This is a genomic window from Acidovorax sp. 1608163 (assembly GCF_003669015.1).
Taxonomy (GTDB): Bacteria; Pseudomonadota; Gammaproteobacteria; order Burkholderiales; family Burkholderiaceae_C; genus Acidovorax.
In genome coordinates this window covers 4,236,004-4,251,361 of sequence record NZ_CP033069.1, presented here as the reverse complement: position 1 = coordinate 4,251,361, position 15,358 = coordinate 4,236,004, and the positions used below count along the sequence as shown (strand labels likewise).

The 15,358-nt window shown below is 63.8% G+C and carries 15 protein-coding genes; 12 read left to right on the top strand and 3 right to left on the bottom strand.

Features of this window, described 5'->3' with window-relative positions:
* Positions 1 to 3: 3 nt before the first annotated feature.
* Together EAG14_RS18875 and hppD are read right to left on the bottom strand one after the other, a co-directional pair.
* The gene (locus tag EAG14_RS18875; RefSeq protein WP_121729792.1) at positions 4 to 972 is read right to left on the bottom strand and encodes a tripartite tricarboxylate transporter substrate binding protein; all 969 of its coding nucleotides are present in this window, start codon (positions 970 to 972) and stop codon (positions 4 to 6) included.
* A gap of 61 nt (positions 973 to 1,033) precedes the next feature.
* On the bottom strand, positions 1,034 to 2,167 hold the full coding sequence (gene hppD, locus EAG14_RS18870; RefSeq protein WP_121729791.1) for a 4-hydroxyphenylpyruvate dioxygenase: 1,134 nt from the start codon (positions 2,165 to 2,167) through the stop codon (positions 1,034 to 1,036).
* Between the two features lie 229 nt (positions 2,168 to 2,396).
* On the opposite strand from hppD, the gene EAG14_RS18865 reads away from it, so the two are divergent.
* The 9 genes from EAG14_RS18865 to fabB all read left to right on the top strand — a co-directional run bounded on the left by EAG14_RS18865 (position 2,397) and on the right by fabB (position 11,299).
* On the top strand, positions 2,397 to 2,879 hold the full coding sequence (locus EAG14_RS18865) for an Lrp/AsnC family transcriptional regulator (RefSeq protein ID WP_099657788.1): 483 nt from the start codon (positions 2,397 to 2,399) through the stop codon (positions 2,877 to 2,879).
* Positions 2,880 to 3,017: 138 nt separating this feature from the next.
* Complete coding sequence (locus EAG14_RS18860; RefSeq protein ID WP_121729790.1) at positions 3,018 to 3,899, top strand: ABC transporter ATP-binding protein; 882 nt, start codon at positions 3,018 to 3,020, stop codon at positions 3,897 to 3,899.
* Positions 3,896 to 4,726 (top strand): hypothetical protein, encoded by an 831-nt coding sequence (locus tag EAG14_RS18855; RefSeq protein WP_121729789.1) that lies wholly within the window; start codon positions 3,896 to 3,898, stop codon positions 4,724 to 4,726. Before EAG14_RS18860 ends, EAG14_RS18855 begins: the two co-directional genes overlap by 4 nt.
* Positions 4,726 to 5,667, top strand: coding sequence for a hypothetical protein (locus EAG14_RS18850; protein WP_121729788.1), 942 nt, complete (start codon positions 4,726 to 4,728; stop codon positions 5,665 to 5,667). Before EAG14_RS18855 ends, EAG14_RS18850 begins: the two co-directional genes overlap by 1 nt.
* Before the next feature lie 165 nt (positions 5,668 to 5,832).
* Entirely contained in the window at positions 5,833 to 6,564 is a 732-nt protein-coding gene (locus EAG14_RS18845) for a GNAT family N-acetyltransferase (RefSeq protein ID WP_099657792.1), read from the top strand.
* Between the two features lie 209 nt (positions 6,565 to 6,773).
* Entirely contained in the window at positions 6,774 to 7,652 is an 879-nt protein-coding gene (locus EAG14_RS18840) for an HlyC/CorC family transporter (protein ID WP_099742973.1), read from the top strand.
* On the top strand, positions 7,652 to 9,322 hold the full coding sequence (lnt, locus tag EAG14_RS18835) for an apolipoprotein N-acyltransferase (protein WP_121729787.1): 1,671 nt from the start codon (positions 7,652 to 7,654) through the stop codon (positions 9,320 to 9,322). Before EAG14_RS18840 ends, lnt begins: the two co-directional genes overlap by 1 nt.
* Positions 9,323 to 9,560: 238 nt before the next feature.
* Entirely contained in the window at positions 9,561 to 10,082 is a 522-nt protein-coding gene (fabA, locus tag EAG14_RS18830; RefSeq protein ID WP_099657795.1) for a 3-hydroxyacyl-[acyl-carrier-protein] dehydratase FabA, read from the top strand.
* The gene (gene fabB, locus EAG14_RS18825) at positions 10,079 to 11,299 is read left to right on the top strand and encodes a beta-ketoacyl-ACP synthase I (RefSeq protein WP_099657796.1); all 1,221 of its coding nucleotides are present in this window, start codon (positions 10,079 to 10,081) and stop codon (positions 11,297 to 11,299) included. Before fabA ends, fabB begins: the two co-directional genes overlap by 4 nt.
* 210 nt (positions 11,300 to 11,509) lie before the next feature.
* On the opposite strand, the gene EAG14_RS18815 is transcribed toward fabB, so the two are convergent.
* Positions 11,510 to 12,424, bottom strand: a complete 915-nt coding sequence (locus tag EAG14_RS18815; RefSeq protein WP_099657797.1) for a LysR family transcriptional regulator — start codon at positions 12,422 to 12,424, stop codon at positions 11,510 to 11,512.
* Between the two features lie 208 nt (positions 12,425 to 12,632).
* Between EAG14_RS18815 and EAG14_RS18810 the strand changes: the two genes are divergently transcribed.
* The 3 genes from EAG14_RS18810 to EAG14_RS18800 all read left to right on the top strand — a co-directional run bounded on the left by EAG14_RS18810 (position 12,633) and on the right by EAG14_RS18800 (position 15,355).
* The gene (locus EAG14_RS18810) at positions 12,633 to 13,715 is read left to right on the top strand and encodes a type II asparaginase (RefSeq protein ID WP_099657798.1); all 1,083 of its coding nucleotides are present in this window, start codon (positions 12,633 to 12,635) and stop codon (positions 13,713 to 13,715) included.
* 423 nt (positions 13,716 to 14,138) lie between these two features.
* On the top strand, positions 14,139 to 15,053 hold the full coding sequence (gene glyQ / locus EAG14_RS18805; protein ID WP_099657799.1) for a glycine--tRNA ligase subunit alpha: 915 nt from the start codon (positions 14,139 to 14,141) through the stop codon (positions 15,051 to 15,053).
* On the top strand, positions 15,053 to 15,355 hold the full coding sequence (locus EAG14_RS18800; protein ID WP_099658988.1) for an antibiotic biosynthesis monooxygenase: 303 nt from the start codon (positions 15,053 to 15,055) through the stop codon (positions 15,353 to 15,355). The genes glyQ and EAG14_RS18800 overlap by 1 nt, the downstream gene beginning before the upstream one ends.
* Positions 15,356 to 15,358 lie beyond the last annotated feature (3 nt).

Here is a 15,358-nt window from a genome sequence, read left to right as displayed (position 1 = left end):
CGGCTAATTGATTTTGATTTTTGCGGCCTTGATCAAGAACTCGTACTTGTTGTACTCAGACTTCACGAACTGCGAAAAACCGTCCAGGCTCAGCTCTTCTGGCGAAATCCCCATCTTTTGCAGGCCTGCCTTGCCCGGCGCCGACTGCATCACTGCAGTGAATGCGTTGGCATAACGGCGAGCGTCGGCGTCAGGCAGACTGGCGGGTGCAAACAGCCCAAACCAGGTCGACACATTGAAGCCTTGCACCGAGTCGTTGATGCTGGGCACGTCCGGCAGCGCCTTGTCGCGGCTGAGGGTGGTGACCCCCAGGGCCTTGAACTTGCCCGATTGGATGTGGGGCAGGGCCGATGCCAGGTTGTCAAACACCAGGCCCACCTGCCCCGAAGTCAGCGCCGCCAAGGCGGGGGCAGACCCTTGGTAAGGGGTGTGGCCCATCTTGGTGTTGGTCAGCGACTTGAACATTTCTGCCGCAATGTGGCCGATGCTGCCGTTGCCACCCGAGCCGTACTTGAGCTGGTCCGGGTTCTTCTTGAGGTACTGCACCAGATCGGCAGTGGTGTTGATGCCGAGTTTTTTGGCTTGCTCTGCATTCATCACCAGCACATTGGGTGTGCGCGCCACGAGCACCAGCGGCTTGAAGTCCTTGATCGGGTTGTAGGGAAAGCTTTTGTACAGCCAGGGATTGACGGCATGGGTGGCCACGGCGCCCATGAGCAGCTGGTTGCTGCCCTTGGGTGACTTGGCCACCAGCTCGGCGCCGGTGTTGCCACCTGCGCCGGGCTTGTTCTCCACCGCAATGGCGCCCAGTTGGGCTTTGGCACCGTCTGCCAGCAGGCGGGCAGCGGTGTCCAGCGGGCCTCCTGCGGGGTAAGGCACCACAATGGTCAGCGGTGCGCCGGGATTTTGTGCCAACGCAAGCGTGGCACCGCCGCACAGCAGTGCGCCAAAGAAGAGGGAACGAAGCAGCATGTGGGTTTCTCCGGATGCGAATGCTGCTCAGTATAGGTAACGGTCTGTTTCCGCAGGCGTGCTATTTGGTCAGCACACCCCTGCGCATTTGGTCCAGCTCGATGGACTCGAACAGCGCCTTGAAATTGCCGTTGCCAAAACCGTCGTCCCCCTTGCGCTGGATGAACTCGAAGAAGATCGGGCCCAACTGGTTCTCACTGAAGATTTGCAGCAGCAATTTGCCGGCCACGCCATCCACCAGGATCTTGCGGTCCTTGAGGGCCTGCAGCGGCTCGCCGTGGCCGGGGATGCGCTTGTCCACCAGCTCGTAGTACGTGTCGATGGTGTCGAGCAGGCGCACGCCGCTGGTGCGCAGGGCGTCCACGGTGCCATACAGGTCGTCCGATCCCATGGCGATGTGCTGGATGCCTTCGCCCTTGTACATGTCCAGGTATTCCTGGATCTGGCCGGCCTTTTCCTTGCCTTCCTCATTGATCGGGATGCGGATCTTGCCGCACGGGCTGGTCATGGCCTTGCTCTTGACGCCGGTGACCTGGCCTTCGATGTCGAAGTATTTGATCTCGCGGAAGTTGAACACGCGCTCGTAAAAGTCGGCCCACTCGGTCATGCGGCCCCGGTGCACGTTGTGCGTGAGGTGGTCGATGTAGGTCAGGCCGTGGCCCTTGGGGTTCAGTGCCTCGTCGGCCGAGACGCCAGGCAGGGGCTCGAAGTCCACGTCAAAAAAGCCGATGTTGCCAATGTCGCCCGGCTTGGCGCCGTTCTTGCCGCGCCAGCGGTCCACCAGATAGATCAGGCTGTCACCTACGCCTTTGATGGCGGGGATGTTTAGCTCGCCCGGACCTGCGGTGCCAGCGTAGCCCCAGGCCCCCAGGCCCAGTGCGCGTTCGTAGGCGGCTTTGGCATCGTGCACGCGGAACGCAATGGCGCAGACGCTGGGGCCATGCAGGCGCGCAAAGCGCTGGGCAAAGCTGTCGGGCTCGGCATTGATGATGAAGTTGATCTCGCCCTGGCGGTACAGGGTGACCGCCTTGTGGCGGTGCCGGGCCACGGGCTTGAAGCCCATGCCCTCAAACACCTTGCCCATGGCTTGGGGATCGGGGGCGGCGAATTCGATGAATTCAAAGCCGTCGGTGCCCATGGGGTTCTCCCAGGCGGCGGTGGCCTGGGCGGCCTGTTGGGGCAATGCTGCGTTCATGGTTGGGGCTCCGTTGTGAGGGACTTGTGGCCAGTTGCCACGGTGGAGTCCACTTTAGAAGCCACCCAGATCAATAAAACAGCGTTTGGAGAAAGTGCCCCGAGTGAGTTGCAGGAAAAATCCGTGTTTTTGCATTGGGCGCAGGTTTTGTGCGCATTCAGGGTTAACCATGATGTTTGTGTGCTGGTTTGCGCTGTGGCGTCGATCCACCGCTTTCATAATCCCGGGCATGACTGCTGCACACACGCTGGATCGCTTGGACAGTGCTGTCCTTCGCATCCTTCAAATCAATGGGCGCGCCACTTACGACGACATTGGCGCCCAGATTGGCCTCTCTCCCAGCGCGGTGCTGCGCCGCGTCAAGCGGCTGGAAGAGGCTGGGGTGATTGACCGCTACGTAGCCCTGGTCAAGCCCGAGGCGGTGGGGCTGGGGCTGATCGCCTACCTGAATGTGCGCCTGGAAAAGCACACCGAGAGCCACAAGCGCAACCCCATGGACCTGTTTCGCGCCAGCGTGCAGACCTGGCCCGAGGTGGTGGAGTGCTCTTCGCTGACCGGGGAGATGGACTATTTGCTGCGGGTGGTGGTGCAGGACATGGCGCACTACAGCCGCTTCATCATGGACACCCTGCTCAAGCACCCCAGCGTACAAGACTGCAAGACCAGTTTTGTGCTGGACAGCGTGAAGGCCACGACCGCTGTGCCTGTCTAGACGCAGGTCCTGACGCTGCATGCTTTGAGCAGAGCGTGACCAAAGTCACGGCAGCCGCGTTAGCTGAGGCGCAAGAGCAAGAGGGCCCCTGGTGCGCAGACATAATCCGCCAGCCCGCAGGACGGGCGGGAGGCGGACATGATCCAGATAGAAGGCCTGCACTACGGCTATGGCCGGGCAGCGCTGTATGCCGATTTTTCAGCCCAGATTGGGCAGCCGGGTATTTATGGTGTGTTTGGCCGCAACGGCAGCGGCAAGTCCACCTTGTTGCGGCTGCTGTGTGGCTTGCTCACGCCCTGGCAGGGGCGTGTACGGGTGCTGGGTTTTCAGCCCCGGCAACGCGCGGCGGAGTTTCTGGCCTCGATCTACATCGTGCCCGAGGAGTTTCATCTGCCCAACCTGACTGCCGCCCAGCTGGCGCGCACCCACGGCAGCTTTTACCCCCGGTTTTCGCACGCTCTGTTCAGCGATTATTTGCAGGTGCTGGAGGTGCCGGTGGACAGCCGGTTTGAGGCCATGAGCCTGGGCCAGAAGAAGAAGGCCGCCATTGCCTTTGCCTTGGCCACCCAGACCCCGTTGCTGTTGATGGACGAACCGACCAACGGTCTGGACATCGTGGGCCGGGGGCAGTTTCGTGAGTTGATGCGGCGGCCTGAGCAGGCACAGCGCGTGGTCATGATCAGCACCCACCAGGCGCACGACCTCGAGAGCATCCTGAGCCATATCTGGTTCATCGACCAGGGGCGGCTGGCCCTGGCCGCCCGCATGGACGAATTGGCTGAGCGCCTGACCATGGGGGTGGCGGCCACTGCGCAGGCCTTGCCGACGGACGGCCTTTTGTACCAGGAGGCCTTGGGCGCACAGGTGGCCTATGTGGCCCGGCGCGTGGCTGGGGTGCCAGAGGAAGGTGCCTTGCAACTGGAGCTTTTGTACAAAGCCTTGAGTTTGAACCGGGATGCCATGCTGCAAGCCCTGGCCACGGCGGACGGTGCACCCACCGCAGAAGGAGCCCTCGCATGAGCCAAGACACACCGTCGACACCGCCATCCACGCAGGCGTGGAACTGGCCGCGTTTTGAATGCCTGGCGCTGGCCCATTGGGCAGAGCAGCGCCGCCACTACCTGGGCTATCTGCTGGTGCTGGCCATTTTGTATGCGGTGCTGCTGCTGTTGACGCTGGGTGTGTCCAGCTTCAAGGCCTTCGATGCAGAAGTCCAGGCCGCGTTTTATTTTTCAGGGCTTTTCCTGACGGGCTATGTGTTTGCAGGCCGGTACTTTGATGGCATTGCGCAGCGCGAGTCGGCCTTGCTCATCCTGATGCGGCCGGCATCGGTGCTGGAGAAGTGGGCCTTGTGCGTGCTGGTGGTGGCGGTGTTTTACCCGCTGGCCTACAGCGCCCTGTTTTTGCTGATGTCCTGGCCCGTGCTGCAACTGGTGGTGTTTGTGCGGCCCCTGCTCAGCGAAGGGGTGGTGTCGCTGGACAAGTACTTTTTGTTTGTGCCGTGGTGGCCGCACGGTGGAGAGCATGCTGTGATCTCGCTGCGCGCCCAGATGGGGTTGTGGATGGCACTGTGGGCGAGTCAGGCGTTTGTCTTGGCGGGCACGCTGTACTTTCGCAAGGCGGGCATGCTCAAGGCCCTGGTGGTGGGGTTTGCGCTGTTTGTGCTGACGGTGCTATGGACGGTGGTGACGGGGGCCCGCACGGAATCCTTGTCCGTATGGTGGAGCTTGGAAGCCGAGGTGTTCACGCCCTGGCTGCATGGGCTCAATGCTTTGGTGTGGATCGTGGTGCCGGGCCTGCTGTGGGGCCTGGTGTATGTCAACCTGCAAGAGAAAGAGCTGCTGTGATGGCCTTCACCACGGCACAGGGCCGTCGCCGCCGAGGCCCCTGGATTTTCATGGCCGCCTTGCTGCTCTTTTGGGGTGGTTTGGGGTTGACGGGCCTCAAGGTGCTCAAGCCACGCTATCGGTCAGACCCCGCCTTTGTGCTGGATGCCCAGGACATTGCAGGCCTGACCCGCTTGCAGATTGTGCAGGGCGCCGATGCCGGAGGCTACCGGCGTTCGGTTGATGTCCTGGTTGGGACGGGGCAAGGTATTGAGGCACGCACCTATCCCTTGGGGCAAACGGCCACTGACGCGGACGATGGTGCGCATCGGCTGGGAGTGTTCCGTGAGGGCAACACCCTGGTGATCATTGCGGCCCAGGAGCCCGCCGCGCAGTCTCCTGGGCACCGCAGGCGCTGGTCACGGCTGCATTCCGTCACGGTGCCAGCGCAGTTTCGCCATCTGGTGGTGACCGAGGCTGACATCCATGCCGTGGAGCCGGTCGCTGAGCTGCGGGTGGATGGCGTCGCTGTGCGGGTCAGTGGCAATGTGGCGTCGCTCGATTTGCGTGCGGCCCAGGCGGACTGCAGCGACTGTAGCACGTCAAAAGGTGGTCGCAATGGGCCCGAAATGCCAGTCTGCGATCCTGCCCGGCCATCAGAGAGCAAGGTAGCGCTGCGTGTAGATGCCTCAGCCATGCGGGAGGTGGTCATGAGCGCCGACACGGGCAGCGTGGCGCTGACCCATTCGGCGGGGCTGCAACGCCTGAGCCTGCTCATAGGGCATGAGGTGGGGGTGTCTGTGGACCGTGCCCACGTCTTGCTGCCCGGTGCCAAGCCGGTGCTGGAGGCCGGGGCTCGGCCCTTGCTGGGGGACTCCGCATGCGTTTCGCCCCTGTCGGGCGCATTGGAGCAGTCCAAGCCACCAGCTCGGCAGGCGCTGTACTGGAAACCCCTGTCTTGAAAGCCTGGATGCCCCCGGGTAAGGTGATTTGGCTGCGTTGGCAGCGACCATGAGGCAGTTTGGGTGCACTTGGCAGGTGCCGGAGGTCTGGGGTGGTGGCTCTATTTTGCTGCGTTGCAGCAAAACTGCTGGAAAAAATCAGGGAAAACCCTTAAAGTTCACCCCATGATCGCAACCAAAGCCCTGCTCAAGGCATCCTGGCACGCCAGCACCGGCATGCTGCGCACCCGAAACAGTCATTCTTCCAAGGAGGCAGGCATGCCTTCCACGCCCTTGATGGTTCCTATCCGCTCGCTGGGCCCTTCGTACCGCGAGCGCATTACCGCCCACTTGCTCAAGCTGGAGCCCGCAGACCGTTACCTGCGTTTTGGCTACGCCGCCAATGACGAGCAAATCCGCCGCTACGCCGAGCAACTCGACTTCAGCCGCGACGAAATTTTTGGCATCTACAACCGCCGCCTGGAGCTGGTGGCCATGGCCCACTTGGCTTTCTCCGAGCATCCCCAGCACAAGCACTGCGCAGAGTTCGGTGTTTCCGTACTCAAGCAGGCCCGTGGCCGGGGCTTTGGTGCCCGCCTGTTCGAGCGTGCCGTCATGCACGCCCGCAACGAAGGCGTGAACATGGTGTTCATCCACGCCCTGTCTGAAAACACGGCCATGCTCAAGATCGCCCGCAAAGCCGGTGCCACCGTGCAGCGCGATGGCTCTGAATCCGAGGCCTACCTGCACATCCAGCCTGCCAGCTTTGACACCCGCGTGGCCGAGATGGTGGAGCAGCAGTTTGCCGAGGTGGACTATCAGTTCAAAAAGCAAGCCAAGCAGTTCTGGGATTTTCTGTCCGGCGTGCAGGAAGTGCGCCGGGGTGTGCAGCACGCACGCCACCAGTCGGCTGAGTAAGCACTGACACGGGCAGGGCTTTCGGCCAAATGGGCCGCACTGCCCTGCGATTTCCTGGGCGCCGCGCACCTGCTGCGCAATAGCGCGCCCACCCAGCGCCCCTGAGTCTTGTATGAGCAGCCGCCCTGCGCTGCGTCGTTGCCTTGTCAACGCAATCCGCTATCCTTGGGCTCTGTTCACCACTACTGCAAGTCCTGCAATCCACGACAGTGTCTGACCCGCACCCTGGGCGTTTGCCCGAAAAGGAAGACAAGCGCACTTTTCTGCAAAAGGTGGCCGAGTTCATACACCCCGGCCCCGACTCTGCAGAAGAACTCATCGAGACCCTGGCGGAGGCCGAGGACAACCAGGTCATCGGCGCCGACTCGCGTGTGATGATTGAGCGAGTGATTCGCATGGCCGACATGACCGCCAGCGATGTCATGGTGGCCTCACCCCGCATGGACATGGTCGATATCGATGAGCCGCCCGATGTGCTGCTGCGCTCGGTGATCGACACGGCCCACTCGCGCTTTCCGGTGTTCCAGGGTGGGCGGGAGAACATCATTGGCATCCTCATGGCCAAAGACCTGCTGAAGCTGCAGCGGGCGCCAGAACTCAATATCCGCGCCTTGCTGCGGCCCGCCGTGTTTGTGCCCGAGAGCAAGGGCCTGAACGACCTGCTGCGCGAGTTTCGCGGCAACCGCAACCACTTGGCCATCGTGATCGACGAGTTTGGTCGCGTGGCCGGGCTGGTCACCATTGAAGATGTGCTTGAACAGATTGTGGGCGAGATTGAGGATGAATTCGACATTGCCGAAGACTCGGGCGACATCTTTGGCCTGGCCGACAAGACCTACCGCGTCAGCGGCGACACCCCCATCGAGCGGGTGTCTGAAGCCTTTGGCGTTCACATCCAGGGCAGCGAGCCCGTGGACGCGTTTGACACCATTGGCGGCCTGATCGCCCACGAAATGGGCCGCGTGCCCAAGCGCGGCGAACACCTGCAGCTGTGCGGGCTGCATTTTGTGGTGCTGCACACCAAGGGCGGCGCGGTGCGCTGGTTCAAGGTGTCGCGGGTGGAAGCGCCTGGCGCTGCCGAACATTGATGGCCCGGGCGTTGATGTCGCGCAGCCGCCCTGCGATGGTGGCTGCCACGGGGCTGTCTGCCTTGGCCGGTCTGGCCCAGGCAGCATCGCTCGCCTGGCCCGGCACGGGCCAGCCTGTGTGGTGGCTGCAGTGGCTGTCGATGCTGGTGTTGGCAGGGTTGCTGCACCACCTGCGCCCCAGCGGGCGGCAGGGGGCCTGGCTGGGTTTTTCGTTTGCCCTGGCCTGGTTGTGCGGCACCTTCTGGTGGCTGTTCATTTCCTTGCACACCTATGGCGGGCTGGCTGCGCCGCTGGCCGTGGCCGCTGTGCTGGCCTTGGCGGCGTTCCTGGCGCTGTACTATGCGGCGGCTTTATGGTCTTTTTGCACGCTAGCGCCCGCCAATAAAGCGCTGGCAGCTATGCTTTTTGCAGCGCTTTGGCTGCTGGCGGAGCTGGTGCGTGGCACCTGGTTCACGGGCTTTCCGTGGGGCGCAGGGGGCTATGCCCATGTGCAGGGGCCGCTGGCGTCGCTGCCCCGCTGGGTGGGGGTGTATGGGGTGGGGGCGGTGTCCGCAGGGCTGGCCATGGCGTGCGTGCAGTGCCGCGGGTCGGATCTGCGCCGTTGGTCCACCTGGGTGGCCGTCTTGGCTGTGGTGGCGGTTGGCGGCTGGGCGGCCTTGCAGCGCCACTGTGCGGTAGAGCTGTGCTACACCCCGTCGCGGGCCCCGGCCCCACCGCTGTCACTGGCCCTGCTGCAGGGCAATATCCCGCAAGATGAAAAATTTGAGGAAGGCAGCGGTGTGCCGCTGGCGCTGCAGTGGTACGCGCAGCAGTTGCGCAGCGAGACGGCCACGCTGGTCGTGGCCCCTGAGACGGCGATACCGCTGCTGCCGCAGCAGCTGATTCCGGGCTATCTGGAAGGGTTGCAGGCCCGGTACACCGAGGGCGCGCAGGCCGCTTTGGTGGGCATACCCCTGGGCAATGCCCGTGCGGGCTACACCAACTCGGTGCTGGGCTGGCGCCCGTCCAGCACGCCCGGCATGCCCAGTGGCGGCGCGGCCGAGCCCGTCTACACCTACAGCAAGCACCACCTGGTGCCCTTTGGTGAATTCATTCCGCCGCTGTTCAAGTGGTTCACGGCCATGCTCAACATACCCCTGGGGGATTTCAACCGGGGCACGGTGGGCCAGGCGTCATTCGAGTGGGTGGGGCAGCGCATTGCCCCCAACATTTGCTACGAAGACTTGTTTGGCGAAGAGCTGGCCGCGCGCTTTGCCGACCCAGCCCAGGCACCCACGGTGATGGTCAACTTCAGCAACATTGGCTGGTTTGGCAACACGCTGGCCATTGACCAGCACCTGCAGATCAGCCGCATGCGCACCCTGGAACTGGAGCGCCCCATGGTGCGCGCCACCAACACCGGCGCCACGGCCATCATTGACCACCGGGGCGTGGTCACCCACCAGCTGGAGCGTCACACCCGTGGGGTGCTGCGCGCCGAGGTACAGGGACGTGGGCAGGGCGTGTCGGCCGATGGCGGCGTCACCCCCTTTGCATGGTGGGCGTCGCGCTGGGGGCTGTGGCCCCTGTGGTGCGCGGGCCTGCTGGTGGTGTGTGTGGCGTGGGTGGCACGTCGGCGCGGCCCGGCGCCTGGGGCGTATTCCAGGCACCTGCCGTTTGGTATGGAGTGAGCCGCCGACCGACTTTGGCCTGAAGCGGGCGGTGCTGAAACCTCCCCACGGGCCGTGCCTTGGGCGTGCGCTGGCTTGATCCAGGTCATGTTGCGAAAGGGAGCCCCGAGCGCAATCAGGGTGTATCCCGTCCGGCGGACATGCCAAGCCTTGATAATAGAGGCCCGCAACCAGGGGTGAAGGTTGCACGAACGATGATTTGAGGCGGCCAAGCCGCCGTTCTGGAGCACGACTGAACATGGCAGATTCCTTTTCCTACGAACAACTGATCGCCTCGGGCGAGGGCCGGCTGTTCGGCGCTGACAGCGGGCGCCTGCCGCTGCCACCCATGCTGATGTTTGATCGCATCACGCACATCGACAGCGATGGGGGCGCGCACGGTTTGGGAAAGATCCGCGCGGAACTGGACGTCAAGCCCGACCTGTGGTTTTTCGCCTGCCACTTTCAGGGTGACCCTGTCATGCCCGGCTGCCTGGGCCTGGATGCCATGTGGCAACTCATCGGTTTTTACCTGACCTGGCTGCAACTGCCCGGCCGTGGCCGCGCATTGGGTGCGGGCGAGGTCAAGTTCACCGGCGAAGTGGGCCCAGACGTGAAGCTGGTCACCTACGAAATCGACATCAAGCGCGTCATCAAGCGCAAGCTGGTCATGGCCATTGGCGATGCCCGTTTGCTGGCCGATGGCAAGGAAATTTATGTAGCCAACGACCTGCGTGTGGGCTTGTTCAAGCGCGAGGAAGAAGGCAAGGACGCAGCATGACCAAAAAGCGCGTAGTCATCACCGGCGCGGGCATCGTCTCGTGCATTGGTAACGACCTGGCCACGGTAGAAGCTTCGCTGCGTGCGGGCAAGAGCGGCATCAAGGCCGTGGAAAAGTTCAAGGAACTGGGCCTGCGCAGCCAGGTGGGCGGCGCGCCGGAGATCGACATCGAAGCGCGCATTGACCGCAAGCAACTGCGCTTCATGGGCGATGCGGCGGCCTACGCTCAGATCGCCCTGGAAGACGCGATCCAACAAGCGGGCCTGACGCCCGAGCAGGTCAGCCACCCTCGCACCGGCCTCATCATGGGCTCGGGCGGCGGCTCGCCTGCCAACCAGATCGAAGCGGCCGACACGCTGCGCGAAAAAGGCATCCGCCGCGTGGGGCCGTACCAGGTCACGCGCTGCATGAGCTCCACCGTGTCCGCCTGCCTGGCCACCAACTTCAAGGTCAAGGGCATCAACTACTCCATCACCTCGGCGTGTTCCACATCGGCGCACTGCATCGGCGCTGCGGCGCAGCAGATCGCCTGGGGCGTGCAGGACGTGATGTTTGCCGGTGGTGGTGAAGAACTGTCCTGGGGCATGTCGCTGCTGTTTGACGGCATGGGCGCCATGTCCAGCAAGTACAACGAGACGCCCGAGCAAGCCTCGCGCGCCTACGACGCGAACCGCGATGGTTTTGTGATCGCAGGCGGCGGCGGCGCCGTGGTGCTGGAAAGCCTGGAGCACGCTCTGGCCCGCGGCGCCAACATCCTGGCCGAAGTGGTGGGCTTTGGTGCCACCAGCGACGGCGAAGACATGGTGGCCCCCTCGGGCGACGGTGCCATTGCCTGCATGCAGCAAGCCATGGAAGGGCTGAACGCCCCCATCGACTACATCAACACCCACGGTACCTCCACCCCGGTGGGTGACATGCAGGAAGTGCGCGCCATGCGTGCCCTGTTTGGCGACAAGGTGCCCCCGTTCTCGTCCACCAAGTCGCTCACCGGCCACTCGCTGGGCGCCACGGGCGTGCAAGAGGCGATTTACTGCGTGATCATGCTGAACCAGGGTTTCATCGCCGGTTCGGCCAATGTGGAAACGCCCGACCCCGCCCTGGGCGACATGCCCCTGGTGACGCAAACGCGCGATGCGCAGCTGACCACTGTGCTGTCCAACAGCTTCGGCTTTGGCGGCACCAACGCCAGCCTGGTGCTGCGCCGCTGGGGAGATTGAGCGATCCCCCTGAGGCGCTTCGCGCCTTCCCCCTTCTCTCGAATTGCTGTGCAATTCGGGAAGGGGGACGCAGCCAGTGCTGCGGGGCGGCCCTTGCACGGCTGCCCTCGTCTGGGTCCTGCGATTGCACAGGCTGCAAACGATAACTGACGAGCGCGCAAGAGGCTCTCGAAACAAGCCGTCTTCTCGGCGAGCGGGTGCTGGGTTAATTCATGCACGCGGCCCCTGCTGTCCTGAGAGCGTTTGATGCAGCAGCACCGGCAGCATGGCCAGCATGCGGGTGGCTGGTAGGCTGGGCGGGGACGACCTGGCGTGGTAGCTGTACAGCGACATGGGGGCCAGCTCGTGCAACTCCAGTGCCACCATCTGCGCGGGGTCCAGCCCCGTGGCGGTCAAAAAGTCCACCACCGTCCAGCCCATGCCCCGGCGCACCAGCTCCAGCGCCAGGCGCGAGGTCTGCACCTGGATGCCCGGCCCGGCCGGGGAGCCCAGCCGCTGCGCAATCTCGTCAATGGACTGGCGCATGGGGTCGTCGCCCACCAGCCGGATCACCGGCACCTGGGCCAGCCGGGCGCCGGGGCTGGCGGTGCGCGGGGCCTGCCCCCACACCGTGGCGGCCACGGCCAGGTACAGCCGCCCACTCACCAGCAGGTCGCTGGCCACCTGTGGGTGCGGGTGTTTGTAGAACCCCAGCCCAAAGTCGACGCTGCGCGTGAGCAAAGCCTGCGTCATCTGGTCCTGGTGCAGTGTGCGCACCTCCACGCCGACCTGGGGGTGCTGCTGGGCGTGGTGTTGCAGCAGGCGTGGCAAGAATTCGTGCGTGATGGAGGGGATTGCGGCCAGCCGCACATCGCCCGAGTCGCTGGCGGCCAGGTTGCGCGCGGTGCGTTTGAGCGCGTCCAACTGGCGGTAGATGCCCGTGGACTCGGTCGCCAGCACCTGCGCTTCAGGGGTGGGCGTGAGGCCCGATGGCGTGCGCAGAAACAGCCGGTAGCCCAGCTGCAGCTCGGTGTGCGCCACGGCCTTGCTGACAGCCGACGGGGTGATGCACAGCAGGCGGGCGGCCGCGCTCATGTTGCCGGTTTGTAAAACGGCTTGAAAGACTTCCAGCTGTCGCAGGTTCATGGCGCGCTTGGTGCGGTGGGCCTGCCGCCATCTTAGGTATGGCGTGCGGCAGGCGTCTTGATGGGTGTGAATTCAACTCACAGGGTTGGGTTAATTATTCCACTTCACTGTGTGTGGGTTTCTCATAGGATGCGGCACCGTTCTACAAGACGGGCAAGGGGCCGAAGCCGCAACCGGCGGGCCCCGCAAAATTATCTGGAGACTTTTCATGCACATTTCTTCTTCGTCCTCGTCCATCACCCGCCGCTGGTTTGCGGGTGTGGTGCTCTCGGCCCTGTCTGCAGCCGCCATGGCCCAGGCAGCCCAGCCCCATGTGGTGGTGCTGGCCACGGGCGGCACCATTGCGGGTGCAGGCGCCTCGGCCGCCAACAGCGCGACCTACGCCGCCGCCAAGGTGCCGGTGGACAAGCTGCTGGCAGGCCTGCCAGAGCTGGCCAACGTGGCCAAGGTGTCGGGCGAGCAAGTGTTCCAGATCGCCTCCGAAAGCTTCACCAACGAGCACCTGCTCAAGCTGGGCCAGCGCGTCTCGGCCCTGGCCAAGCAGGCCGATGTGGACGGCATCGTCATCACCCACGGCACCGACACGCTGGAAGAGACCGCGTACTTCTTGAACCTGGTGGTGCGCACCACCAAGCCCATCGTGGTGGTGGGCTCCATGCGCCCTGGCACGGCCCTGTCGGCCGACGGCACGCTGAACCTGTACGACGCTGTGAGCGTGGCGGCCAGCAAGGACGCCGCTGGCAAGGGCGTGCTCGTCACCATGAACGACGAAATCCAGAGCGGCCGCGATGTGAGCAAAACCATCAACATCAAGACCGAAGCCTTCAAGAGCCAATGGGGCCCGCTGGGCATGGTGGTGGAGGGCAAGAACTACTGGTTCCGTGCCCCCGTCAAGCGCCACACCGCGCAGTCTGAATTCAACATCGACGACATCAAGGCCTTGCCCGCCGTGGACATCGTGTACGGCTACGGCAACATGAACACCACGGGTATCGAGGCTTACGGCAAGGCTGGCGTCAAGGCGCTGATCCACGCTGGCACAGGCAACGGCTCGGTGGCGGCCCAGGCCGTGGAATCGCTCAAGACCCTGCGTGGCCAGGGCGTGCAAATCATCCGCTCGGCCCGCGTGCCCGATGGCTTTGTGCTGCGCAATGCTGAGCAGCCTGACGACAAGTACGACTGGGTGGTGGCCCACGACCTGCGCCCCCAAAAGGCCCGCATCCTGGCCATGGTCGCATTGACCAAGACCAACGACAGCAAGGAACTGCAGCGCATTTTCTGGGAGTATTGATCCCCCTGAGTCGCCTTCGGCGCCTTCCCCCCGGAGGGGGACGCCCCCAGCGCGGCGGGGCGGCCCTTGCGCGGGGGCGCTCGCTTGGTTCGCGCCAGTTTTGACGGGTGGTGAACTGTGCAGCGGTGGGTATTTCATATGAGACTTGGCGCACAACAGGTGCGCCGACGGGCTGCCTGAAACGGTAGTCACTGGTGCGCAACGGCTTACTGCTTGCGTGACTGGTTGGGAAGGCTGGGGCTCCAAAAGGGCTCTGGCCTTTTTTCATGGGGGCACGTCCCTCGGCGGCTGTGCTGGCTGCGCCGTAAAATCAGGGGTTGCACCGGCGGCCTGGGTGCTCTGCTTGTGTGCAGTGCGCTGGCCGACCCGCCTTTTCATTCTTTCTTATTGCCCGGCCCTGGCTCTGTCAGGGCCCCACACCTCATGTTGACCTTCCAGCAAATCATTCTGAAGCTGCAGTCCTATTGGGACGCGCAGGGTTGCGCCCTTTTGCAACCCTATGACATGGAAGTGGGCGCTGGCACCTCGCACACCGCCACCTTCCTGCGAGCCATTGGCCCCGAGCCGTGGAAGGCCGCCTACGTGCAGCCCAGCCGCCGCCCCAAGGACGGCCGCTACGGCGAGAACCCCAACCGCCTGCAGCACTACTACCAGTACCAGGTGGTGCTCAAGCCCGCACCGGCCAACATCCTGGAGCTGTACCTGGGCTCGCTCGAAGCTCTGGGCTTTGACCTGAAGAAGAACGACATCCGCTTCGTCGAAGACGACTGGGAGAACCCCACCCTGGGCGCCTGGGGCCTGGGTTGGGAGGTGTGGCTCAACGGCATGGAAGTCACGCAGTTCACCTACTTCCAGCAAGTGGGCGGCATCGACTGCAAGCCTGCCACTGGCGAAATCACCTACGGCCTGGAGCGCCTGGCCATGTACCTGCAGGGCGTGGACAACGTCTACAACCTGAAGTGGACCGACACCCTGAGTTACGGCGACGTGTACAAGCAAAACGAGGTGGAGCAGTCCACCTACAACTTCGAGCACAGCGACGCCGACTTTTTGTTCACCGCCTTCAACGCGCACGAAAAGCAGGCCAAGTACCTGATGGAGCAGCAGCTGGCGCTGCCCGCGTACGAGCAAGTGCTCAAGGCCGCGCACAGCTTCAACCTGCTGGACGCCCGTGGCGCCATCAGCGTGACCGAGCGCGCTGCATACATCGGCCGCATCCGCAACCTGGCCCGCGCTGTGGCGCAAAGCTACTACGAGAGCCGCGAACGCCTGGGCTTCCCCATGGCGCCGCGCGAGTGGGTGGAGCAGATGGCACCCACGGCCAAGAAGGCCGCCTGATGGTTCTGGAGATTGCCACCCTGCAGATCAAGCCCGGCCAGACGGCCGCGTTTGAGCAGGCCTTTGCCCAGGCGCAGCGCATCATTGCGTCCATGCCCGGGTACCAAGGGCATGAGCTGCAGCACTGCGTGGAAGATGACCACCAGTACGTGCTGCTGGTGCGTTGGGCTACGCTGCAAGACCACACCGAGGGCTTTCGTGGCTCTCTCCAATACCAGGAATGGCGCACGCTGCTGCACCATTTCTACGACCCCTTTCCTACCGTGCTGCACTACAACGCGGTCACGCCGTCTTTGAGCTGATTG